Origin of the sequence: Variovorax nivicola (assembly GCF_051216475.1) — a bacterium.
In the GTDB taxonomy this organism is placed as follows: domain Bacteria; phylum Pseudomonadota; class Gammaproteobacteria; order Burkholderiales; family Burkholderiaceae_C; genus Variovorax.
Window position 1 is genome coordinate 383919 of record NZ_JBPJZK010000001.1, and the last position, 21550, is coordinate 405468.

Consider the following 21550-nt stretch of genomic DNA (forward strand, 5'->3'; position numbering starts at 1 on the left):
CGGTGTCATTCGCACGCACCCCGAACAACAGAACAACCTCCGAGAACTGAATTGGAACCCCCATGCAAATAGAGACACCCCCCAGCGAAAAGCCATACGAAAAACCCGAAGGTGAACGCCGCGGCCTGGTCATCGTCAACACAGGCGACGGCAAGGGCAAGAGCACCGCCGCCTTCGGGCTGGCGCTGCGTGCGCATGGCCGCGGCAAGGCCGTGAAGATCTACCAGTTCATGAAGGTGCCGACCGCGCGCTTCGGCGAGCACCGGATGTTCGAGCAGATCGGCATTCCGATCGAAGGGCTCGGCGACGGCTTCAGCTGGAAGAGCCAGGACCTCGAACGCTCCGGACAACTGGCGCGTGACGGCTGGGAGAAGGCCAAGGCCGCGATCCTGTCGGGCGAGTTCTTCCTGGTGGTGCTCGACGAGATCACCTATCCGCTGATCTACGGTTGGCTGCCTCTGGAAGGCGTGCTCGAAACGCTGCGCGCGCGGCCGAAGCATGTGCACGTGGTGCTCACCGGCCGGCGCTGCCCGCCCGAGATCATCGAGCTGGCCGACACGGTGACCGAGATGACGCTGGTCAAGCACGCCTTCAAGGCCGGCATTCCTGCGCAACGCGGCATCGAAGACTGAGCGTGATGGCACATGCGTTCGCAGCCGACGAAGCGAGGGCGGTCTACCGCGCCATCCACGAGCGGCGCGACATGCGCCACTTCGAGGGTGGACAGGTCGCGCCCGAGGTGCTGCGCCGGCTGCTCGATGCGGCGCACCATGCGCCGAGCGTTGGGTTCATGCAGCCGTGGCGCTTCATCCGAATTCGCGGCGAGGCGCTGCGGCAGCAACTGCACCGCGTCGTCGAACAGGAGCGCGTGCTGACCGCCCGCGCGCTCGGGGAGCGCGAGGACGAGTTCATGCGCCTCAAGGTGCAGGGCCTGCTCGACGCCGCCGAGCTGCTGGCGGTGACGCTGGCCGATGGCCGCGAGAAGCATGTGTTCGGCCGTCGCACGCTGCCGCAGATGGACCTGGCCTCGGCCTCCTGTGCCATCCAGAATCTCTGGCTCGCGGCGCGCGCCGAAGGGCTGGGCATGGGCTGGGTGTCGCTGTTCGATCCGGCCGAGGTGTCGGTGCTGCTCGGTCTGCCTGACGGTGCGGAGCCCATCGCCCTGCTGTGTTTGGGCCCCGTGCACAGCTTTTACGAAGAACCGATGCTGCAGCGCGAACGCTGGGCGAAGCGCGAACCGCTTTCGTCGCTGGTGTTCGACGAAGGCTGGGGCCGGCCTTCGGACCTTTTCGACCATCCGTCTCCCGTGGAGCCCACCTGATGCTGGCTTTCGATACCGTTCTCTTCGAGCTTGCGCGCCTGTTCCTCTGGCCGGTGACGCTGGGTGTGCTGCTGTCCTTCGTCTATGCCGTGTATTGCCTCGGTGCGTTCGGCATCGAATACCTGCAGCGCCGCCGCGACCCGTCGCGCGCGCTGGTGCTGCAGGGCCATGCGCAGGCCAGCCAGGAGCAGATGGAGCTGGTTGTGCTCAAGCAGCTCGAAGGCGTGCGCCTGTGCAGCCGTGTGGCGCCGATGCTGGGGCTGATCGCCACCATGATCCCGATGGGCCCCGCGCTGGTGGCCGTGGCCTCGGGCGAATCGCAGGGCGTGGCGCAGAGCCTGGCGCCCGCGTTCGCGAGCGTGATCGTGGCGCTGGCTTCGGCCTCGATCACCTTCGTGGTCTACACCGTGCGCCGCCGCTGGCTGATGCGTGAGCTGGTGACGGTGCTTGACGCGCGGGATCGGCTGTCATGAGCCGCCGCCAATTCTCCATTTTGAGCAGCCTGGACAGCGACGATGACGACCCGGTGCTCTCGACCATCAACCTGATCGACGTGTTCATGGTGGTGATCGGCATGCTGATGATCGCGGTCATCAACAACCCGATGAACCCTTTCGCGCAGGACAAGGTGACGATCATCCGCAATGAGGGCCAGCCGAACATGGAGATCGTCACGCGCGAGGGCCGCAAGATCACGCGCTTCAAGGCCAGCGGCGCGACGGGGCAGGGCGACGGCGAGAAGGCTGGCACTGCCTGGCGGTTGAAAGACGGCACGATGGTCTATGTGCCGGCGGATGCCGTTCCGGCGCAGGGTGGGAAGTGACGCGGGTTTTCTTCTTGTTCTTGATCGCGGCGCTGGGGTTTCTTGCGCCGGCACAAGCGCAGCCTGCGGGGGGACGCGTCGTTGTGTTGAGCACCTCGCTGGTGTCGCCGGCGCGGGTGGTTCGATTGGAGGCTGCGGCGCGTGAAGCCGGGCTGCCGTTGCAGGTGGTGTCGGCATCGCAGGACTCGCCCGAAGCGCTGGCCGCTGCGCTCGAAGGCGCACGTTTGCTCGTCATCGATGCGCCGCACATCAGCGTCGCGCAAGCTGCCGCGGCGCGCTTTGGCGACACGATCTCGCGCAGCACGACGCCGTATGTGCTGATCGGCGAGTTCGCGCTGGTGGCCAAGGGGCAAACCTTCGCCGCCGCGCCGCTCGCGGCTGAGCGCGGCGTCGATGCCGCATGGGCGCAGCGGCTGCGCGAGTACTGGCGCTTCTCTGGCGCGGCCAACCTCGGCGCGGCGATGAAGGCCCTGGCACAGCCCGGCAAGCTCGGCGGCCTGCCCGACCCCGTGCCGCTGCCGCTGGCCGGCCTCTATCACCCGGGCTGGCCCCGCATCGAAACCGACATCGCCGCCGTCGAGCGGCTGCCCGGCAGCAACGGCACGGTCGCCATCGCCATCAACAGTGCCACCGTGACGGGCGACGACACCGGCTGGCTCGACACGCTGATCGCCTCGCTCGAACGGCGTGGCCTGCGCGCCTATGCCTTCTACGGCCCGCGCCAGCAGAAAGACCTGTTCTTCCGCATGACGCACGCCGGTGAGCAGCGCGTGGCCGATGCGATCGTCAACGCCTCGCTGGTCTTCAGCCCGAACGAGCGCAAGGCCGAGCTTGAGCGCATCGGCGTGCCAGTGTTGCAGACGCTGCCCTCGCTGGCCATGGACGCCACGCAATGGGCGCTGAGCAAAGATGGCCTGTCGCAGACCGACATCGCCGCCTACTACAGCCCGAGTGAGCTGGCCGGCATGACCGACCCGATGCTCGTGAGCGCGCGCGACGCGGCGACCGGCACGTTGCAGCCGCTGCCCGCGCAGATCGATGCCGTGGCCGACAAGGCGGCCGCATTGCTTCGCCTGCAACGCACGCCGGCCGCCGATCGTCGCGTGGCGATGCTGGTCTACAACTACCCGCCGGGCGAAGCCAACTTCGGCGCGTCGTTCCTCAACGTGCCACGCAGCGTGAACAACATGCTCGCGGCAATGAAGTCCGCCGGCTACCGCACCGAGCTGCCGGGTGCTGACGCACTCATCGCACAGGTGCAGGCGACGATGAGGGCCTACTACCCGACGGGGCAGAGCGACGAACTGCAGCCGCTGCTCGACAAGGGCCTGGCCGATGCGATGCCGCTGTCGCGTTACCTCGCGTGGTTCCGGTCGCTGCCAGTGGAAACGCAGCGCCGTATCGAAACCTATTGGGGCCCGCCTGAGAAGTCGACCATGCTGCGCCCCGTCGCGGGCGAGCCTGCCTTCGTGATCCCGCGCGTGAAGTTCGGCAACGTCGTCGTGCTGCGCCAGCCGCCGCGCTTCGAGCCCGGCACGCAGGTGGCTGGCAAGGCCGAGCAGGTCTACCACCGCTCGGCCGTGCCGCTGAGCCACGGCTACCTGGCCACCTACCTCTGGCTGCGCACGCAGTTCGGCGCGAGCGCGGTGGTGCACGTGGGCACGCACGGCACGGTCGAATGGTCGGCGGGCAAGGAGCGAGGGCTGTCGGTGCAGGACGATCCGCTGCTCGTGCTCGGCGACCTGCCCAACGTGTACCCGTACATCATGGACAACCTCGGCGAGGCCACCACCGCCAAGCGCCGCGGCCGCGCGACCATGGTGAGCCATTCGACGCCGATGTTCGCGCCAGCCGGCTTCCGACCCGGCGTGCAGGCAATGCACGAGCGCATGCACGACTGGGAGACGCTGTCGCCTGGCCCGGTGAAGACCGCGATGGAAAAGCAGCTGACGGCCGAGTTCGTAGAGCAGCACTACGACCGCGATCTGAACTGGACGCCCGCTCGGATTCGCTCGGACTTTGCAGGCTTCATCGCGGTGCTGCATCCGTACCTCGACGAACTCGCGCAGACCGCGCAGCCGCTGGGTTTGGCGACCTTCGGGCAGGTGCCCGATGTGCAGCGCCGGCGCATGACGATCCTGCAGATCCTCGGCAAGCCTTTGGTCGAAGCGTTGGGTGAAGACATCGACGAGGCCTTTCTGATCGATGCGAAGAGCGTTGCCGGCTCGCGGCCTGCGCGCTGGGTCGAACTCGCGCTCAGCGATGCACAGGCAGCGAGTGCCATGGGCAAGACCCCGGCCGAACAGCGGAGCCTGCTGTCGCTGGCTGAACGCGCGCAAAAGCTCGACGCCGTGCTTGCCCACAACGAAGAAATTGAAGGACTGCTGACGGCGCTCGACGGCCGCTACCTGAAGTCGAGCTACGGTGGCGACCCGGTGCGCAACCCCGACAGTCTGCCGACCGGCCGCAATCTCTACGGATTCGATCCGAGCCGCGTGCCTACGCGCGCGGCCTGGGACACGGGCGTGACCGCGATGGAGGCCTGGATCGCCGAACATGCGAAGACCCATGCCGGCAAGGCGCCGGAAAAGATCGCTTTCACGCTCTGGGCCGGCGAGGCCTCGCGCCATCAGGGCGTGCTGGAAAGCCAGGCCTTCTACGCAATGGGCGTGAAGCCGCGCTGGGACGAGGGCGGGCGCATGACCGGCATCGAGATCATTCCCGCGTCGATGTTGAAGCGCCGGCGCATGGACGTGCTGATCAGCGTCACCGGCTCCTACCGCGACCAGTTTCCCAACGTGATGCGCTGGCTCGACGAGGCGGTGCAGCAGGTGGCTGCCTTGCGAGAGCCCGGCAACGCCGTTGCGCAGCACAGCGAGGCGATGGCGCGCAAGCTGCGTTCGGAAGGTGCGTCGATGCAAGAGGCGCAGCGCTGGTCCACGGCGCGCGTGTTCTCGAACGAGCAAGGCAGCTACGGCGCCGGGCTGGAAGAGGCCGCGCTCGTGAGTGATGTGTGGAAGAGCCAGCAACGCGGCGGCGGCGACGCGCAGATGGCGCAGCTCTACATGGACCGCATGGGCCACGCCTACGGCAAGGGCCTCGACGGTGCCGCGCGGCCCGGCGCCTACGCGGGCAATCTCATGCAGGTCGATGCGGCGCTGATGGCGCGCAGCTCCAACCTGTATGGCGTGCTGACCAACGACGACCCGTTCCAGTACCTCGGCGGTATCGCGCAGGCCGTGCGGCAGCTCACGGGCAAGGACCCGGCGCTGTACGTGCAGAACCTGCGCGACGGCAACGCCGTGCGCACTGACACCGCTGCGGGCGCCATCGCACGCGAGATGCAGACGCGCTACCTGCATCCACAGTGGATCGAGGCGCAGAAGGCCGAGGGCTACAGCGGCACGCTGCAGGTGCTGAAGACCGCGCAGTTTCTCTGGGGCTGGCAGGTCACGGCGCCGCAGGCCGTGCGACAGGATCAGTGGCAGTCGTTGCACGATGTGTATGTGCGCGACAAATACAAGCTGGGCACGCGCGAGTGGCTGGAAGGTGACAACCGGGCGGCCTTCGCGCAGACGCTGGAGCGCATGCTCGACGCGGTGCGGCTGAACTACTGGAAGCCCGATGCGGCTACACGGCGCGAGCTGGCGCGGGCTTATGCGGAGGCGGTGCGCGCGACCGGGCTGCGCGAGCGGAATGCGGGTGTGCAGCGGTTTGCGCAGGCGGAGCTGTCGCCGCCTGCGCCTTCGCACCAGCCGCGCCCGTCGGTCGAACCTGTGGTCGCGGCAGCACCCGCGCCGGCTCCCACCCCGGCAGCCGAGCCGGCGCCGGACAGCCCGCAGCCCGTCAGCGGCCTCAAGCTCGAACCCACGCCCGCCGATACGTCATCGCCCAAGGCCGAGACCGTCTTCCTCCGGCTCTGGGTGGCGTTTGGGGCCGCGTCGCTTGTCGCACTCGGTGCGCTGATGCAGTGGCGCCGGGGCAGGGCGCTTGCCTGATTCGCGAGAATGGCGGCTCCCATGCCTCTCCAGAATCTCGAATACGCCATCGCCGTAGCCGCTGCGCTGTGGATCGCGCTGGCCATCGACCGCTGGCTGGGCGAGCCGCCCGCGCCGCTGCACCCTGTCGTGTGGATGGGGCGCTACCTCGGGATTGGTTCGCGCATCGCGCCGCCTGCGTACCCCGTGAAACCGGTGGATCTGCCGATGTTCTTCATCGGCGCGTTGGTGTGGTGCGTGGGGGGCGTGTGCGTCTGGGGCGTCGCCATGGGCTTGCAGACGCTCATCGCGCTGTGGCTGCCCGCGTGGGCCGTAGCGCTGCTGCTGGGCCTGCTGCTCAAGCCGCTCTTTGCCTGGCGCATGTTGCGCGATGAAGTGCTCGCGGTCGAGGCCGCACTGGCCGTTTCGCTCGAAGCCGGCCGCAAGCAACTGGCGCGTCTGGTGAGCCGCGACGTTTCCCGGCTCAGCGAGCGCGAAGTGCGCGAGAGCGCCATCGAGTCGCTCGCGGAAAACCTCAACGATTCACTCGTGGCGCCTGTGTTCTGGTTCGTGCTGCTCGGCCTGCCGGGTGCGGCGCTCTACCGTTTTGCCAATACCGCCGACGCGATGTGGGGCTACCGCGGCGAGCGCAATGGCCGCGACTGGACCTGGATCGGCAAATGGGCCGCGCGCGCGGACGACGTGCTCTCGTGGGTGCCGGCGCGCATCACCGTGGGGCTGCTGGCGCTGGCGGCGTGGCGCTGGCCTACGGGGCTCTCAGAAGAGGCGCGCCGCACGCCGTCGCCCAACAGCGGCTGGCCGATGGCGGCGATGGCGCTGCTGCTGGGCGTGCGGCTGGCGAAACCGGGCGTGTATGCGCTGAATGCCGAGGGGCGTGCGCCTTCCGCGTCCGACATGCAACGCACCGCTCAACTGGGCGGGCGGGCCGCATTGGCGCTGGGCGTGTTCGCGTCGCTGGCCATCGTGGCGACAGCCGGCTGGAGGTGGGTATGAGCACGGTTCTGCATGGCGGTCCCGATGCGGCTGGCGTAGCGCCGCACGACTTCTCGACCAATGCCAATGCCTGTGGCCCTTGCCCCGAGGCTCTGGAGCGGGTCCGCGCTGCTGACGTCTCCAGGTATCCCGATCCGGCTTACACGGCGTTGCGTGAGCAACTCGCGCTCATGCACGGCGTGGAGGCCTGGCGGATCGTGCCTGCAGCCGGTGCCAGCGAGTTCATTCGACGCATCACCGCCTGGGTGGCCCTGGAGGACCGCGGTGGTCACGGCGAGGTCGCGCTGCCGCCCATGTCCTACGGTGACTATGCGGCGGCCGCGAGAGCCCAGGGGTTGCAGGTAGTGCGAGCACCGCATGTGGGACACCGGCTGCGGCTTGCCTGGTGCTGTGACCCTTCGACACCGCTGGGTCAGGCGCAGCAGGGCATTCGAGAGACCGTCGATGCGCTACCCGAGGGCGTGCCCTGCGTGCTCGACCGCGCCTACGAGCCTTTGCGCCTGGAGGGCCGTCTCGCCTTGAGCCAGAGCCGCCTGGATCGCCTGTGGCAAATGTGGTCGCCCAACAAGGCGCTCGGCATGACCGGCGTACGTGCGGCCTACGCGATCGCACCGCCGAACGCGCAGGAGGCGGTGGATGCCCTGCTGCGTCTGGGCGCCTCGTGGCCGGTGGGCGCGCACGGCGTGGCGATGCTCTCGGCCTGGACGCAACCGGGCGTGCAGGCCTGGCTTCGCGAAAGCCTTGGCACCTTGCGTGCGTGGAAGGCATCGCAGACGGCTCTGTGCGGCGAGATGGGCTGGGAGGTCTGGCCCAGTGATGCCAATTTCCATGTAGCCAAGCCCGTCGGAAATGACTTCGCCGGTCTGCTGAAGCACCTGCGCGCCGAAGGCATCAAGCTGCGCGACTGCGCTCCCTTCGGCCTGCCGGGCCACGTGCGCCTCGGCGTGCTGCCGCCCGCCAGCCAGCAGGCATTGAAAGAGGCCTGGACAAGCGCGTCCTGAACACATACATACACCCACAAGAAAAAATGCTCTACGCCATCACCACGCTCTTTCTCTGCCAACTGGCCGGCGAACTGCTCGTGCAGTGGCTCGGCCTGCCCATTCCCGGTCCGCTGATCGGCATGGTGTTGCTGTTCATCGGCCTGCTGGTGCGCGGCGGCGTGCCTCAGGTGCTGACCGACACCTCGGGCCATCTGCTGCGCAACCTGATGCTGCTGTTCATTCCGGCCGTGACCGGCGTCATGCTGCATTTCGAGCGGGTGGGGCGCGAGTGGCTGCCGTTCCTCGCGGCGGGCATCGTCGGCGCGGCATTCACCATGACGGTCACCGCGCTCACGTTCCGCTGGATGATCCGCCTCACCGGCAAGGACGCGCAATGACCGCGCCGGCCAGGCTTTCTGAAATCTGGGTCTTCCTCGCGCAGTCGCCGCTGCTGTGGCTGTCGCTCACGCTGCTGGCCTATCTTGGCGCGCTGTGGCTGCACACCCGCAGCGGGCGAAATCCGGTGGTCAACCCGGTGCTGATATCGGTGATCGTCATCGTCGGCGTGTTGCTGCTCACGCGCACGCCCTACGACACGTATTTCGAAGGCGCGAAGTTCGTGCACTTCCTGATCGGCCCCGCCACCGTGGCACTGGCGGTGCCGCTGTACAGCCAGGTCGGCCGGCTGAGGCGGCTGTGGCTGCCCATCGGCGTGGCGCTGCTCGTGGGGTCGGTCGCAGCCATCGTGTCGGCCATCGGCATTGCGTGGGTGCTGGGCGGCTCGCACGAGCTGATGATGTCGCTCGCGCCAAAGTCGGCCACCATGCCCATCGCGATGGGCGTGGCCGAGAAGATCGGCGGGCTGCCGTCGTTGGCGGCTGTGGCTGCAGCCGTTGCCGGCATTTCGGGCGCGATCATGGCGACCGGGCTGCTGAACCTGCTGCGCATCAAGGAGCCCGCGGTGCGCGGTTTTGCGGTCGGCATGGCCGCGCACGGTATCGGCACGGCGCGGGCCATTCAGGTGAACGAGACGGCGGGCGCGTTCTCCGCGTTGGCCATGGGGCTGAACGGCATCGCGACGGCGCTCTTGGTGCCGCTGATCGTCAAGCTGATGGGCGCATGAAGCCATCCATGTCCAAGGCCGAGACCCGTCCGATGGAACTGGTCTGGCCCGCCAAGGCCTACCTGCCCAGCTACGTGTCGGCCCTGAACCGGGGCTGGGCGCGTGACGAGACGCGACCCGAATCGGGCTCCGAAGAGCGCGCTGCCATCAAGGCCAATGCCGACCGCTTCCTCGCCAGCCTGGTGGACCGCGAAGCCAACGGCGGGCGCATCGTCATGCCCGACGGCTCCAAGGTGCGGCGCCTGCCGGGCTACAAATGCTGGATGTGGGACGGCGAGTTCTGCGGCAGCATCGACCTGCGCTGGCAGCCCGGCACCGACACCTTGCCGCTCTACTGCCTGGGCCACATCGGCTACAACGTCGTGCCCTGGAAGCAGCGCAAGGGCTATGCGACGCGTGCGCTCGGCGCCATGCTGATGCTGGCCGCGGGCGAGGGGCTGAGCCGTGTCGAGATCACGACCAGCCCGGACAACGTCGCGTCGCAGAAGGTGATTGCGGCCAATGGCGGCGTGCTGATCGAAACCTTCATCACACTGCCGAGCCAGGGCAGCCTGACCAAGTTTCGCTACCGCATCGATCTCTGAAGGAAAATTGCGCTCCCCCAATTCGAGTTGGAGCGCAATCCATGGCCCAGTACACCGCAGAAATCCTCTGGCTGCGCGGCGAGCAGGACTTTCTCGGCAACACCTACAGCAGACGGCATTCGCTGCGCTTCGACGGCGGCGCGGAAGTGGCGGGCTCGTCGTCGCCGCACGTGGTGCCGCTGCCTATGTCTGATGCGTCGGCGGTCGACCCGGAAGAGATGTTCGTCGCCTCGCTGTCGAACTGCCACATGCTGTGGTTTCTCACGATGGCCGTGAAGCGCAAGTTCGTCGTCGACCGCTACTTTGACGCGGCCACCGGCGTGATGGAGAAGAACGCTGAGGGAAAGATGGCGATGACAGTGGTCACGCTGCGACCGGAGGTGACGTTCTCGGGCGAGAGCGTCCCGACGCGCGAGCAGATCGAGCAGATGCACCACCGGGCGCATGAGGAGTGCTTCATTGCCAATTCGGTGAAGACCGAGGTGCGTTGCGAGCCGGTGTACTGACGCGCTCGCCGCCTCGGGCCTCCCGCGCAGGCCGATTCAGCGGCGCTGCAGCCGCGGGTTCTTGGCAAACAGCTCCGCCGCCCAATCAACGAACGCCCGCACCTTCGCGCTCAGGTGCCGGTTGGGTGGGTACACCACGTGAATAGGCAGCGGGTCGCGACTCCAGTCGGGCAGCACCTCGACCAGCTCGCCGCTTTCCAGCAGCGGCTCGGCCATGAAGGTGATGCACTGCGAAATGCCGAAGCCGCCGAGCACTGCCGTGATGTGCGCGTTGCTCTCGTTGACCGACACGCGGTAGTGCCCGTTGAGTTCGATGTGCTCGTCGCCCTTCTTGAACTCGTGCGGGTACACGCGGCGCGTGGTGCCCGAGAAATAGCTGACCACCACGTGGCGCTTCTCGATGTCGTTCGGGTGCTGCGGCACGCCGTAGCGCTTGATGTACGCCGGCGACGCCACGGTGACGAAGTGCAGGGTGCCGATGCGCCGCGCCACCAGCGACTGGTCGCTGAGGTCGCCCGCGCGGATCACGCAGTCGACGTTGTCGCTGATCAGGTCGACGGTGCGGTCGCTCACGCCCAGGTCGACCTGGATGTCGGGGTAGCGGTCGCAGAAGGTGGCAAGGGCAGGCAAGATGATCTGCCTTGCCACCGAGGTGCCTATGTCGATGCGCAGCCGCCCCGTGGGGTTGGCCTGCGCATTCGTCATGCTGGCTTCCATGTCGTCGAAGTCGTTGAGCAGGCGCGCGGCGCGCTCGTAATAGGCCGCGCCGTCGGGCGTGACGGTGACGCGGCGCGTGGTGCGGTTGAGCAGCTTCACGCGCAGGCGCGATTCGAGCGCCTGAATCTGCTTGGTGACCGTGCCCTTTGGCAGGGCGAGCGAGTCTGCCGCCCGGGTGAAGGTGCCGGCTTCCACGACGCGGACAAAGATCCGCATGGCCTGGATTTGATCCATCGAATGCCTGTTCTTGGTACCCGGCCCACACCGGGGGGAGCGGATTCTCACACAAGGCACCAAACCCTTGCGGAGCGCCGCGATTGTTGTCGGTTTGGAAACAGAGTAGGGGCGGCTTGCCTGTTTAACGTCACACTGGGCGACTTATATTTCAACCATCGCCCAATTCCCTGAGGTCGCCCATGTCACCCGTTCCATCGTCCCGTTCTGCCGAAGCTGCCGCCCGCGCTGCGGCGCAAGGCGTGGAAGCCGATCTGTCGATCGAGCTGCCCGGCCGTGAACCGGTCGGTGCCCGTGTGTACGGCCAGCGCGCCAAGGGTGACGTTGCACCGCTGGTGCTGCACTTCCACGGTGGCACCTTCGTCTGCGGTGACCTCGACAACGGCCGCAACGTGGCCCGGCTACTGGCCGGGGCGGGTGCGGTGGTGGTGTCGGTGGCTTATCCGCTGGCGCCCCAGTCGCCGTTCCCGGAGCCGATCGAGGTGGGCTATGCCGCCCTCGAATGGCTCTACAAGCAGCGCACCAAGCTGGGCGGCAAGGGTGCGCAGGTGTACCTGGCCGGCGAAGAAGCCGGTGGAAACCTCGCGGCTGCGGTAGCACTCATCGCTCGCGACCGGGCACATCCGCCGGTGGCAGGCCAGATCCTGCTGTCGCCCATGCTTGACCCGTGCGCCGGTACCGCCTCGCTGCGCAACGCCACCAGCGACGAGCCCGAGTGCCGCTGGGCCAGCGGCTGGGAGAAGTACCTGAGCTGCCCGTCGAACGCCACGCACCCCTATGCGGTGCCGAGCGGTTCGCTGCGGCTGTCGTCACTGGCGCCCGCGCTGGTGCTGGTGGGTGCGGACGACGCCATGCGCGACGAGGCGCTGACCTTTGCGGGCCGCCTGCGCGCCGCCGGCATCGAGGTCATGAGCAGCGTGTTGCCCAGCGCCTCGAACTGGCCCAAGGCGCTGTACGACACCGAGAACACGGGTTGCGTGGCCTGTGAGGCCACGGTGCAGCAGCACTTCCGCGAATTCTTCAGCGCGACCACACCGCCGACCACCGTTCCCACGGGTGCGGCGCCTAACCACCCCAGCTAGCTCCCGGCCAGCCACGGCTGCCTGATCGACACGCTGCCAGCGCGGCAGCGTGCGAGGGCCCTCTTTTTCCTGAATTCCGCCTCCTGGTGCCAAAAGCGCCGGGGTGGCCTGTTGCATCCCCAAAGTCATCGAGAAGGACGAACCATCATGTCGAACAACGAGAAAAAGCTGTCTTCCGTAGCCCGCAAGGGTCTGTGGCCCGCCGTGACCGGCATTACCGCACTGCTGGCGGTGGCCGCCGCGGTGGTGGGCATGTACAGCTTCAAAGCCGAAGCCAACAACGCCCCGGCCGCGCCGCAAGCCACGCCGGTTTCTGTCGCCACCGTGGCGTCGAGCGAGATCAATGCCTGGGACGAGTTCTCGGGCCGGCTCGAAGCCGTCGAGCGCGTCGATGTGCGCTCCCGCGTCGCAGGCGCCGTGCAGTCGCTGCACTTCCGTGAAGGCGCGCTGGTGAAGCAGGGTGAGTTGCTGGTCACCATCGACCCCGCGCCGTACGCGGCCGAGGTCGAGCGTGCCGAAGCGCAGGTGGCATCCGCGCAGGCCCGTCAGTCGTTCAGCCGCAGCGAGCAGGAGCGTGCCAAGCGCCTGTGGGACGACAAGGCCATTGCCCAGCGTGAATACGACGAGCGTGTGAACGCTGGCCGTGAAGCCGACGCCAACCTGCGTGCGGCGCAAGCCTCGCTGCAGTCGGCGCGCCTGAACCTGGGCTACACCCAGGTGCGGGCTCCGGTGTCTGGCCGCATCGGCAGGATCGAGGTGACGGTGGGCAACCTGGTGGCGGCCGGTCCGGGCGCCCCGGTGCTGACCACGCTGGTGTCGGTGAGCCCGATCTACGCGAGCTTCGATGCTGACGAACAGGTCATCACCCGTGCGCTGAAAGACCTGCCGAGCGGCTCCAGCGCCCGCGGCCAGATCGAGACTATTCCCGTGCAGATGGGCACCGCCGGCCTCGACGGCACGCCCTTCACCGGCAAGCTGCAGCTGATCGACAACCAGGTCGATGCCCGCAGCGGCACGGTGCGTGTGCGTGCCTCGTTCGACAACAAGGACGGCGCACTCATCCCCGGCCAGTTCGCCCGCATCCGCATGGGCCAGGCTCGCAACGACACAGCACTGCTGGTGAGCGAGCGTGCCATCGGCACCGACCAGAACAAGAAGTTCGTGATGGTCGTGGGTGAAGACAGCAAGGCCACCTACCGCGAAGTGACGCTGGGCGCCTCTATCAACGGCCTGCGTGTCGTGAGCAAGGGCCTGAAGGCGGGTGACCGCGTCATCGTCAACGGCCTGCAGCACATCCGCCCGGGTGCGCTGGTCGCGCCGCAGCAAGTGACCATGGACGCCAAGGCCGACCCCAAGCAACAACAACCGGAACGCGTCGCGGAAGCGGCCAAGTCCTGATTTCGGAGGAGGGCGCACCCGCGCCCACCGGAGAACCATCATGAATCTCTCAAAATTCTTCATCGACCGGCCGATCTTTGCCGGCGTGCTGTCGCTACTGATGCTGATAGCCGGCCTGATCGCGCTGCGCGGGCTGCCGATCTCGGAGTACCCGGAAGTCGCGCCGCCCTCGGTGGTGGTGCGCGCCCAGTACCCCGGCGCCAACCCGAAGGTGATTGCCGAAACCGTTGCCACCCCGCTCGAAGAGCAGATCAACGGCGTCGAAGGCATGCTCTACATGGGCAGCCAGGCAACCACCGACGGCGTGCTGACGCTCACCGTCACGTTCCGCCTCGGCACCGATCCCGACAAGGCACAGCAGCTCGTGCAGAACCGCGTCTCGCAAGCCGAGCCACGCCTGCCCGAGGAAGTGCGCCGGCTCGGCATCACGACCGTCAAGAGCGCACCCGACCTGACGATGGTGGTCCACCTCGTCTCGCCGAACAACCGCTACGACATCAACTACCTGCGCAACTACGCGGTGCTGAATGTGAAGGACCCGCTGGCGCGCATCGAAGGCGTGGGCCAGGTCCAGATCTTCGGCGGTGGTGACTACTCCATGCGCGTGTGGCTCGACCCGCAGAAGGTCGCGCAGCGCGGCCTCTCGGCCTCCGACGTGGTGGCTGCCATCCGTGGCCAGAACGTGCAGGCCGCGGCCGGCGTGGTCGGCGCTTCGCCGGGCCTGTCGGGCGTGGACATGCAGCTGTCGATCAATGCGCAAGGGCGCTTGCAGAGCGAAGAAGAATTCGGCGACATCATCGTCAAGAGCGGCACCGACGGCGCCGTGACCCGCCTGCGCGACATCGGCCGCCTCGAAATGGGCGCCGCCGACTACTCGCTGCGTTCGCTGCTGAACAACGACCCGGCCGTCGGCATGGGCGTGTTCCAGGCGCCGGGCTCCAACGCGCTCGACATCTCGTCGAACGTGCGCAAGACGATGGCGGAACTCAACAAGAACATGCCCGAGGGCCTGGAATACCGCATCGCCTACGACCCGACGCAGTTCGTGCGCGCATCGATCGAGTCGGTGATCCACACGCTGCTCGAAGCCATCATGCTGGTGGTGCTGGTCGTGATCCTGTTCCTGCAGACGTGGCGCGCTTCCATCATTCCGCTGCTGGCCGTGCCGGTGTCGGTGATCGGTACCTTCGCGGTGCTGCACATCCTCGGTTTCTCGATCAACGCGCTGAGCCTGTTCGGGCTGGTGCTGGCCATCGGCATCGTGGTGGACGACGCCATCGTGGTGGTGGAGAACGTCGAGCGCAACATCGAGGCGGGGCTCACGCCGCGTGAGGCAACCTACCGTGCGATGCGCGAAGTGTCGGGGCCCATCATCGCTATCGCGCTGGTGCTGGTGGCCGTGTTCGTGCCGCTGGCCTTCATCAGCGGTCTCACGGGCCAGTTCTACCGCCAGTTCGCGGTGACGATTGCGATCTCGACGGTGATCTCGGCGATCAACTCGCTCACGCTGTCGCCGGCGCTCGCCGCCTTGCTGCTGCGCGGCCACGACGCCCCGAAGGACGCGCTGACGCGCGGCATGGACAAGGCCTTCGGCTGGCTGTTCCGCGGCTTCAACAAGCTGTTCCATCGCGGCGCAGAGGCCTACAGCGGCGGCGTGAAGAACGTGATCTCGCGCAAGGCGCTGATGCTGGCGATCTACGTCGCGCTCATTGCCGTGACCTTCGGTCTCTTCAAGGCGGTGCCCGGCGGCTTCGTGCCGGCGCAGGACAAGCAATACCTGATCGGTTTTGCCCAGCTGCCCGACGGCGCCACGCTCGACCGCACGGAAGAGGTGATCACCCGCATGGGCGACATCATGAAGAAGAACCCGAACGTGGAAGACGCTATCGCCTTCCCGGGCCTGTCGATCAACGGCTTCACCAACAGCTCGAACTCGGGCATCGTGTTCGCAACGCTCAAGCCCTTCGACCAGCGCAAGCGCCCCGACCAGAGCGGCGGTGCGGTGGCTGGCCAGCTCAACGGGGCCTTCGCCGGTATCCAGGACGCGTTCATCGTGATGTTCCCGCCGCCACCGGTGGCGGGCCTGGGCACCACGGGCGGCTTCAAGCTGCAGCTGGAAGACCGCGCGTCGGTGGGCTACGACCAGATGGACCAGGCAGTGAAGGCCTTCATGGCCAAGGCACAGCAAGCGCCCGAACTGGCCGGCATGTTCACGAGCTGGCAGGTCAACGTGCCGCAGCTGTATGCCGACATCGACCGTACCAAGGCCCGCCAGCTCGGCGTGCCGGTGACGGACATCTTCGACACCATGCAGATCTACCTCGGCAGCCTGTACGCGAACGACTTCAACAAGTTCGGCCGCACGTACAGCGTGCGCGTCCAGGCCGATGCGCCTTACCGCGCCCGTGCCGAAGACGTGGGCCTGCTGAAGGTGCGCTCGACCACGGGCGAGATGGTGCCGCTGGCCGCGCTGATGAAGGTGAATTCGACCTTCGGCCCGGAACGCGCCATGCGCTACAACGGCTACCTGGCCGCCGACATCAACGGCGGCCCGGCACCGGGCTACTCGTCGGGCCAGGCGCAGGACGCGATCACGAAGATTGCGGCCGAGACGCTGCCCAAGGGCGTGAGCTTCGAGTGGACCGAGCTGACGTACCAGGAAATCCTGGCCGGCAACTCCGCGTTCCTGGTGTTCCCGCTGGCCATCTTGCTGGTGTTCCTGGTGCTGGCCGCGCAGTACGAAAGCCTGACGCTGCCGATCGCGATCATTCTGATCGTGCCCATGGGCATCATGGCCGCGATGGCGGGCGTATGGATATCGGGGGGTGACAACAATGTCTTCACGCAGATCGGGCTGATCGTGCTGGTGGGGCTGAGTGCGAAGAACGCGATTCTTATCGTGGAGTTCGCACGGGAGCTCGAATTCGCCGGCCGCACACCCATACAAGCCGCCATCGAAGCCAGTCGCCTGCGTCTGCGCCCGATTCTGATGACCTCGCTGGCCTTCGTGATGGGCGTGCTGCCCCTCGTGCTGTCGACCGGCGCGGGCTCGGAGATGCGCAAGGCCATGGGCGTGGCGGTGTTCGCCGGGATGATCGGCGTGACGGCCTTCGGCCTGTTCCTGACGCCGGTGTTCTACGTGCTGCTGCGCCGCCTTGCGGGCAACCGGCCGCTCAAGCTGCATGGCGAAGTGCCGCATGGCGACGACTTCGTGTCGGCTGACCATCCGGCTATGCCGTCGCACGGTGGCTCGGGCGGTGGTGGGCTGCACCCGGTGCCTGCTTCGCCGCGTCCTTCACACGGTTCGCATGACTGATCGAGAAGAAAGCTGATCATGAAATTCTCAGTACAACCCTTGGTGAAGCCCCTTCGCACCGCCTTGCTGCCGCTGATGGCGGCCCTGGTGCTGGCCGGCTGTGCCACCGTGCCCTCGAGCCTGCCCGAGATCACGACCACGGCCCAGTTCAAGGAACAGGGTCCGACGCCGCCCGCCGGCTTCACGCGGGCCGTGCCTTCCGAGGCACAGGCACGCGGCGCCTGGTGGCTGGCGTTCAACGACCCGACGCTCAATGCGCTGGTCGAGAAGGCCGACGTCAACAACAACAACATCCAGGCCGCGGCTGCGCGGCTGGCCGAGGCCCGCGCGCTGGCGCGCAGCGCCAACGCCGACCGCCTGCCGCAGATCGGCCTGAGCGCCGGCGCCAACCGCGGCGCCGGACTGGACAAGGCCACGGCCAGCACCACGCCGGCCACGATGACCAACATCGGTGCCACGTTCTCGTACGAAGTCGATTTGTTCGGCCGCCTCTCCGGCGCCAGCAATGCGGCCAAGCTCGATGCGGCCGGCCGCGAGGCGCTGCTGCAAAGCACCCGGCTCGCGGTGCAGGCCGAAGTGGCGCAGACCTATCTGCAACTGCGTGCGCTCGACGCCGAACGCGCACTGGTGCGCGAGCAGGTCGAGGCTTATCGCGACACGCTGCGCCTGTCGCAGCGCCGCGAACAGGCCGGCGACATCGCCGAGCTCGACGTGGCGCGCGTGCAGACCGAGGTGTCGTCGACCGAGTCGGACGCGCTCGCGCTCGACCGTCAGCGCGCTCAGGTAGAGCATGCGCTCGCGGTGCTGGTGGGCGACTCGGCTTCGAGCTTCGGCCTGCGCTCCGACGAGTGGTCGACCGTCTTGCCGTCGATTCCGCCGGGCGTGCCGGCCACGGTGCTCACGCGCCGGCCCGACGTGTCGGCGGCGCAGAGCGCCGTGTTCGCCGCGCAAGCCCGTGTCGGCGTGGCGCAGGCCGCGTGGTTCCCGGACATTTCGCTGACCGGCGCTGCCGGCTATGCCTCGCCCGAAGTCGGCGACCTCTTCAAGTGGTCGGCGCGCTCGTGGGGCGTGGGCGCGCTGCTGTCGCTGCCGATCTTCGACGGCGGTCGCCGCGAGGCCGGCGTGCAGGGCGCCAATGCCCAACTCGACGGCGCACTGGCCAGCTACCGCACGCAGGTGCTGGTGGCATTCCAGGAGGTCGAAGACCAACTGGCCGCCATCCGCATCCTGCAGGAGCAGTCGGTGGTGCAGGCGCAGGCCGTGACTTCGGCCCAGCGCGCCACCAGCCTGTCAGACACGCGCTATCGCAACGGCTACATCAGCCAGCTCGACCTGCTCGACGCACGCCGCAGCGAGCTGCGCAACCGGCGGCAGGCGCTGCAGGTGAAGTCGGCGCAGTACCAGGCGGCCGTAGGGTTGATCCGCGCCATCGGTGGCGGCTGGGAAGCTCCGGCGCCCGTGGCGGCTGCCGGCGCACAGACGACGGTGGCCGCGCGCTAAATGACGACGACCCAGGATTGAAATTGACAGCCTGAACGCCGCAAGGCGGTCTTTGCGCCGTCGTGGGTTCAGCCGGTTTTGCCGGCTGGGTTCGCGGCGGCGCTTATTTTTTGCAGCTCCGCCGCGCCCATGGCCAGGGCGCTGGAATAGCTGGCCTGCGGCCTGGCCGCCCTCCGGTAGACCCGGTAGTCGAGAGTCTCGGAGGCATCGTCGCCATGGTGGGCTTCGAGCAGGGTCCAGAAGAACTGGCCCGGTTCGCGTTCCTCGACGGTGAGCGCCAAATCGTTCAAGGCTGGCATGGGTCCCTGGGTGCAATGCGATGTGTGTTGTCGGGTGTACGCAAGAACGGGACTGTTGGATTCACCGGACGCATTTGCAACGCCATAGGTGTGAAAAATGTCTCATTTCGTCGGCCTGGTTCTGTCTCGCTCGGTCTTTTTCGGGCCGGCGCGGTGCTCAACGACAATCCGCCGATGAGTTCAAAGGCGAAAAGCGGGTCGGCGCGGTGCGTCATGGTTCTGGGCACCACCAGCGGCGCCGGCAAGAGCTGGCTGGCCACGGCGCTGTGCCGCTGGTATGCGCGGCAAGGCCTGAAAGTGGCGCCCTTCAAGGCGCAGAACATGAGCAACAACGCTCGCGTGGTCAATGGCGGCGAAATTGGCAGCGCTCAGTATTTCCAGGCCCTGGCCGCGAATGCACTGCCCGACGTGCGCATGAACCCGCTGCTGCTCAAGCCCGAGCGCGACACCCACAGCCAGGTGGTGCTGATGGGGCAGGTGAGCGAAGAGCTTTCGGCCTTGCCCTGGCGCGGCCGCAGCGAGCGCGTCTGGCCGCAGATTGCGCAGGCACTCGATGAACTGCGCGACGAGAACGACGTGGTCGTGATCGAAGGCGCGGGCTCGCCGGCCGAAATCAACCTGATGGCCAGCGACATCGTCAACATGCGCATCGCCCGCCATGCGCAGGCGCGCTGCCTGCTGGCGACCGACATCGACCGGGGCGGCGCCTTTGCTCACCTGTACGGCACCTGGGCGCTGCTGCCCGAGGCCGACCGCGCGCTGCTGCGCGGCTTCGTGCTCAACAAGTTCCGCGGCGATGCTTCGCTGCTCGCGCCCGCGCCGCAGCAACTGCAAGAGCTGACCGGCGTACCCACCGTGGCTACGCTGCCGATGTGGTGGCAGCACGGCCTGCCCGAAGAAGACGGCGTGTTCGACGACCGCAGCCGCGCGAGCGGCACCGTCACCCGCACGGTAGCGGTCGTGGCGTACCCGCGCATCAGCAACCTCGACGAATTTCAGGCGCTGAAGAACGTGCCGGGCGTGCGGCTGGTCTGGGCCCGTACGCCGGCCGACGTGGCGGGCGCCGACTGGATCGTGCTGCCCGGCTCCAAGCACACCAGCGGCGACCTGACCTGGCTGCGCGCGCAGGGGCTGGACCGCGCCGTGGCCGCGCACGCCGAACGCGGCGGCGCGGTACTGGGCATCTGCGGCGGGCTGCAGATGCTGGGCGAGGCGCTGGTCGATCCGCACGGCATCGACGGCAATGCGCCGGGGCTCGGCCTGCTGCCGCTGGTGACGGTGTTCGCACGCGAGAAGACGGTGCAGCATCGCGCCGCGACCTTCGGCGAGCTGACCGGCACTTGGGGCCCGCTGTCAGGCGTGCCAGTCGCCGGCTACGAAATTCATCACGGCCAGACCGCCGCCCACCCGCAGATGGCGCAGGATGGCCAGGCGGTGATGCCCGACGGGCTGGCCTGGCAGAACGCGCGCGGCAACGTGCTCGGCATTTATCTTCATGGCCTGTTCGAAGACCCCGGCACGCTGCATGCATTGTTCGGCGCCTCCGTGCCCACGCTGGACGCCACCTTCGGCGGCCTGGCCGACTTCATCGACACCCATTTCGACGCCGGCGTGCTCGCCGGACTGATTGCATGACCGAGACCATCCCCTCCATTTCCGACATCACCGACGCCCAGCTCGCCGCCCGCCTGCACAGCGCAATCGACAACAAGACCAAGCCGCTCGGCGCGCTGGGCCGGCTCGAAGCGCTGGCCTTGCGCATCGGCAGCATCCTTGGCACCGAGAACCCGGTGCTCGAAGCGCCGCAGATGCTGGTCTGCGCGGGCGACCACGGGCTGGCGGCACGCGGCGTCTCGGCATTTCCGAGCGACGTGACCTGGCAGATGGTTGAGAACTTCCTCGCCGGCGGCGCGGCCGTGAGCGTGCTCGCGCGCCAGCACGGGCTGGCGCTGACGGTGGTCGACTGCGGCGTGCGGCGCGACTTCCAGCCGCGCCCGGGGCTGGTGTCGCGCCGGATCGCCGAAGGCACGGCCGACGCCTCGACGGGCCCGGCCATGACGCCCGCGCAGTGCACCCAGGCCATCGTCAACGGGCGCGAGGTGGTGCGTGCGCTGCCAGGCAATGCGCTGCTGCTTGGCGAAATGGGCATTGGCAACAGCTCGTCTGCCGCGCTGCTGCTGTCCCGGCTGGGCGGGCTGGACATCGACGTCTGCATCGGCGTCGGCACGGGCCTCGATGCGGCGGGGCTGGCGCGCAAGCGCGAAGTGCTGCGGCAGGTGCTGGCGTTGCACGCGGGTGTGACGGCGCCGCTGGACGCGCTGGCGGCTTTCGGCGGTTTCGAGATCGCCACACTGGTCGGCGCGGTGCTGCAAGCAGCCGAAGAGCGGCGCGTGATCGTGGTGGATGGCTTCATTGCCAGCGCGGCGGTGCTGGTGGCACAGGCGCTGCAGCCTTGCGTTGTGCAGCGCTGCGTGGCCGCGCACTGTTCTGCCGAGCCCGGGCATCTGCTGCTGCTGGAGCGGCTGGGGCTGGACCCGCTGCTGAATCTCGAACTGCGCCTGGGCGAAGGCTCGGGCGGTGCGCTGGCCTGGCCGCTGCTCGAATCGGCCTGCCGCATCCTGCGCGAGATGGCGAGCTTCGAGTCGGCCGGCGTGTCACGCAAGGAGGCTTGAG

Annotated in this window: 19 protein-coding genes; 17 read left to right on the forward strand and 2 right to left on the reverse strand. The window is 67.8% G+C overall.

Going from position 1 to position 21550, the window contains the following annotated elements:
* Positions 1–62: 62 nt before the first annotated feature.
* Genes cobO through ACSFBF_RS01830 form a run of 11 tightly spaced genes read left to right on the forward strand, consistent with a single transcriptional unit; the run spans position 63 to position 10331 of the window.
* Complete coding sequence (gene cobO / locus ACSFBF_RS01780; protein ID WP_093056498.1) at positions 63–632, forward strand: cob(I)yrinic acid a,c-diamide adenosyltransferase; 570 nt, start codon at positions 63–65, stop codon at positions 630–632.
* A 5-nt stretch (positions 633–637) separates the two neighbouring features.
* A complete protein-coding gene (gene bluB / locus ACSFBF_RS01785; RefSeq protein WP_435464651.1) occupies positions 638–1321 on the forward strand; it encodes a 5,6-dimethylbenzimidazole synthase in 684 nt (227 codons plus the stop codon).
* The gene (locus ACSFBF_RS01790; protein ID WP_435458390.1) at positions 1321–1794 is read left to right on the forward strand and encodes a MotA/TolQ/ExbB proton channel family protein; all 474 of its coding nucleotides are present in this window, start codon (positions 1321–1323) and stop codon (positions 1792–1794) included. The genes bluB and ACSFBF_RS01790 overlap by 1 nt, the downstream gene beginning before the upstream one ends.
* Positions 1791–2144: a DUF2149 domain-containing protein gene (locus ACSFBF_RS01795; RefSeq protein WP_093073817.1), complete on the forward strand. Its 354-nt coding sequence runs from the start codon at positions 1791–1793 to the stop codon at positions 2142–2144. Before ACSFBF_RS01790 ends, ACSFBF_RS01795 begins: the two co-directional genes overlap by 4 nt.
* Complete coding sequence (cobN, locus tag ACSFBF_RS01800) at positions 2141–6142, forward strand: cobaltochelatase subunit CobN (protein WP_435464652.1); 4002 nt, start codon at positions 2141–2143, stop codon at positions 6140–6142. Before ACSFBF_RS01795 ends, cobN begins: the two co-directional genes overlap by 4 nt.
* Positions 6143–6163: 21 nt before the next feature.
* A complete protein-coding gene (gene cbiB / locus ACSFBF_RS01805) occupies positions 6164–7135 on the forward strand; it encodes an adenosylcobinamide-phosphate synthase CbiB (protein ID WP_435464653.1) in 972 nt (323 codons plus the stop codon).
* Positions 7132–8136, forward strand: coding sequence for an aminotransferase class I/II-fold pyridoxal phosphate-dependent enzyme (locus ACSFBF_RS01810; protein WP_435464654.1), 1005 nt, complete (start codon positions 7132–7134; stop codon positions 8134–8136). Before cbiB ends, ACSFBF_RS01810 begins: the two co-directional genes overlap by 4 nt.
* Before the next feature lie 26 nt (positions 8137–8162).
* The gene (locus ACSFBF_RS01815) at positions 8163–8516 is read left to right on the forward strand and encodes a CidA/LrgA family protein (protein ID WP_093056505.1); all 354 of its coding nucleotides are present in this window, start codon (positions 8163–8165) and stop codon (positions 8514–8516) included.
* Positions 8513–9241, forward strand: coding sequence for an LrgB family protein (locus ACSFBF_RS01820; RefSeq protein WP_435464655.1), 729 nt, complete (start codon positions 8513–8515; stop codon positions 9239–9241). The genes ACSFBF_RS01815 and ACSFBF_RS01820 overlap by 4 nt, the downstream gene beginning before the upstream one ends.
* 8 nt (positions 9242–9249) lie before the next feature.
* Complete coding sequence (locus ACSFBF_RS01825) at positions 9250–9825, forward strand: GNAT family N-acetyltransferase (protein ID WP_435464656.1); 576 nt, start codon at positions 9250–9252, stop codon at positions 9823–9825.
* Between the two features lie 41 nt (positions 9826–9866).
* The gene (locus tag ACSFBF_RS01830; RefSeq protein WP_435464657.1) at positions 9867–10331 is read left to right on the forward strand and encodes an OsmC family protein; all 465 of its coding nucleotides are present in this window, start codon (positions 9867–9869) and stop codon (positions 10329–10331) included.
* Between the two features lie 36 nt (positions 10332–10367).
* Here ACSFBF_RS01830 and ACSFBF_RS01835 read toward each other — a convergent pair whose 3' ends face one another.
* Positions 10368–11282: a LysR family transcriptional regulator gene (locus ACSFBF_RS01835; RefSeq protein WP_093056509.1), complete on the reverse strand. Its 915-nt coding sequence runs from the start codon at positions 11280–11282 to the stop codon at positions 10368–10370.
* 182 nt (positions 11283–11464) lie between these two features.
* On the opposite strand from ACSFBF_RS01835, the gene ACSFBF_RS01840 reads away from it, so the two are divergent.
* The 4 genes from ACSFBF_RS01840 to ACSFBF_RS01855 all read left to right on the forward strand — a co-directional run bounded on the left by ACSFBF_RS01840 (position 11465) and on the right by ACSFBF_RS01855 (position 18578).
* Positions 11465–12364 carry an alpha/beta hydrolase gene (locus ACSFBF_RS01840; RefSeq protein WP_435464658.1) on the forward strand — a complete coding sequence of 300 codons (900 nt, stop codon included), beginning with the start codon at positions 11465–11467 and terminating at the stop codon, positions 12362–12364.
* Between the two features lie 147 nt (positions 12365–12511).
* Positions 12512–13762, forward strand: coding sequence for an efflux RND transporter periplasmic adaptor subunit (locus ACSFBF_RS01845; RefSeq protein WP_435464659.1), 1251 nt, complete (start codon positions 12512–12514; stop codon positions 13760–13762).
* 40 nt (positions 13763–13802) lie between these two features.
* Positions 13803–17078 (forward strand): efflux RND transporter permease subunit, encoded by a 3276-nt coding sequence (locus tag ACSFBF_RS01850; RefSeq protein WP_435464660.1) that lies wholly within the window; start codon positions 13803–13805, stop codon positions 17076–17078.
* A gap of 18 nt (positions 17079–17096) precedes the next feature.
* Positions 17097–18578: an efflux transporter outer membrane subunit gene (locus tag ACSFBF_RS01855; RefSeq protein ID WP_435464661.1), complete on the forward strand. Its 1482-nt coding sequence runs from the start codon at positions 17097–17099 to the stop codon at positions 18576–18578.
* Positions 18579–18646: 68 nt separating this feature from the next.
* On the opposite strand, the gene ACSFBF_RS01860 is transcribed toward ACSFBF_RS01855, so the two are convergent.
* Positions 18647–18877 carry a hypothetical protein gene (locus ACSFBF_RS01860; RefSeq protein WP_435464662.1) on the reverse strand — a complete coding sequence of 77 codons (231 nt, stop codon included), beginning with the start codon at positions 18875–18877 and terminating at the stop codon, positions 18647–18649.
* Between the two features lie 174 nt (positions 18878–19051).
* Here ACSFBF_RS01860 and ACSFBF_RS01865 point away from each other — a divergent pair, with 174 nt between their 5' ends.
* Together ACSFBF_RS01865 and cobT are read left to right on the forward strand one after the other, a co-directional pair.
* Positions 19052–20512: a cobyric acid synthase gene (locus ACSFBF_RS01865; protein ID WP_435464663.1), complete on the forward strand. Its 1461-nt coding sequence runs from the start codon at positions 19052–19054 to the stop codon at positions 20510–20512.
* Entirely contained in the window at positions 20509–21549 is a 1041-nt protein-coding gene (gene cobT / locus ACSFBF_RS01870; RefSeq protein ID WP_435464664.1) for a nicotinate-nucleotide--dimethylbenzimidazole phosphoribosyltransferase, read from the forward strand. The genes ACSFBF_RS01865 and cobT overlap by 4 nt, the downstream gene beginning before the upstream one ends.
* Position 21550 lies beyond the last annotated feature (1 nt).

Bases quoted from the DNA above. Each gene is read 5' to 3' on its own strand.
- cobT (WP_435464664.1), top strand. From the start codon at position 20,509: ATGACCGAGACCATCCCCTCCATTTCCGACATCACCGACGCCCAGCTC.
- ACSFBF_RS01795 (WP_093073817.1), top strand. From the start codon at position 1,791: ATGAGCCGCCGCCAATTCTCCATTTTGAGCAGCCTGGACAGCGACGAT.
- ACSFBF_RS01855 (WP_435464661.1), top strand. From the start codon at position 17,097: ATGAAATTCTCAGTACAACCCTTGGTGAAGCCCCTTCGCACCGCCTTG.
- cbiB (WP_435464653.1), top strand. From the start codon at position 6,164: ATGCCTCTCCAGAATCTCGAATACGCCATCGCCGTAGCCGCTGCGCTG.
- ACSFBF_RS01810 (WP_435464654.1), top strand. From the start codon at position 7,132: ATGAGCACGGTTCTGCATGGCGGTCCCGATGCGGCTGGCGTAGCGCCG.
- ACSFBF_RS01825 (WP_435464656.1), top strand. From the start codon at position 9,250: ATGTCCAAGGCCGAGACCCGTCCGATGGAACTGGTCTGGCCCGCCAAG.
- ACSFBF_RS01820 (WP_435464655.1), top strand. From the start codon at position 8,513: ATGACCGCGCCGGCCAGGCTTTCTGAAATCTGGGTCTTCCTCGCGCAG.
- ACSFBF_RS01835 (WP_093056509.1), bottom strand. From the start codon at position 11,282: ATGGATCAAATCCAGGCCATGCGGATCTTTGTCCGCGTCGTGGAAGCC.
- ACSFBF_RS01865 (WP_435464663.1), top strand. From the start codon at position 19,052: ATGAGTTCAAAGGCGAAAAGCGGGTCGGCGCGGTGCGTCATGGTTCTG.
- ACSFBF_RS01790 (WP_435458390.1), top strand. From the start codon at position 1,321: ATGCTGGCTTTCGATACCGTTCTCTTCGAGCTTGCGCGCCTGTTCCTC.
- bluB (WP_435464651.1), top strand. From the start codon at position 638: ATGGCACATGCGTTCGCAGCCGACGAAGCGAGGGCGGTCTACCGCGCC.
- ACSFBF_RS01840 (WP_435464658.1), top strand. From the start codon at position 11,465: ATGTCACCCGTTCCATCGTCCCGTTCTGCCGAAGCTGCCGCCCGCGCT.
- ACSFBF_RS01850 (WP_435464660.1), top strand. From the start codon at position 13,803: ATGAATCTCTCAAAATTCTTCATCGACCGGCCGATCTTTGCCGGCGTG.
- ACSFBF_RS01845 (WP_435464659.1), top strand. From the start codon at position 12,512: ATGTCGAACAACGAGAAAAAGCTGTCTTCCGTAGCCCGCAAGGGTCTG.
- ACSFBF_RS01815 (WP_093056505.1), top strand. From the start codon at position 8,163: ATGCTCTACGCCATCACCACGCTCTTTCTCTGCCAACTGGCCGGCGAA.
- cobO (WP_093056498.1), top strand. From the start codon at position 63: ATGCAAATAGAGACACCCCCCAGCGAAAAGCCATACGAAAAACCCGAA.
- ACSFBF_RS01830 (WP_435464657.1), top strand. From the start codon at position 9,867: ATGGCCCAGTACACCGCAGAAATCCTCTGGCTGCGCGGCGAGCAGGAC.
- ACSFBF_RS01860 (WP_435464662.1), bottom strand. From the start codon at position 18,877: ATGCCAGCCTTGAACGATTTGGCGCTCACCGTCGAGGAACGCGAACCG.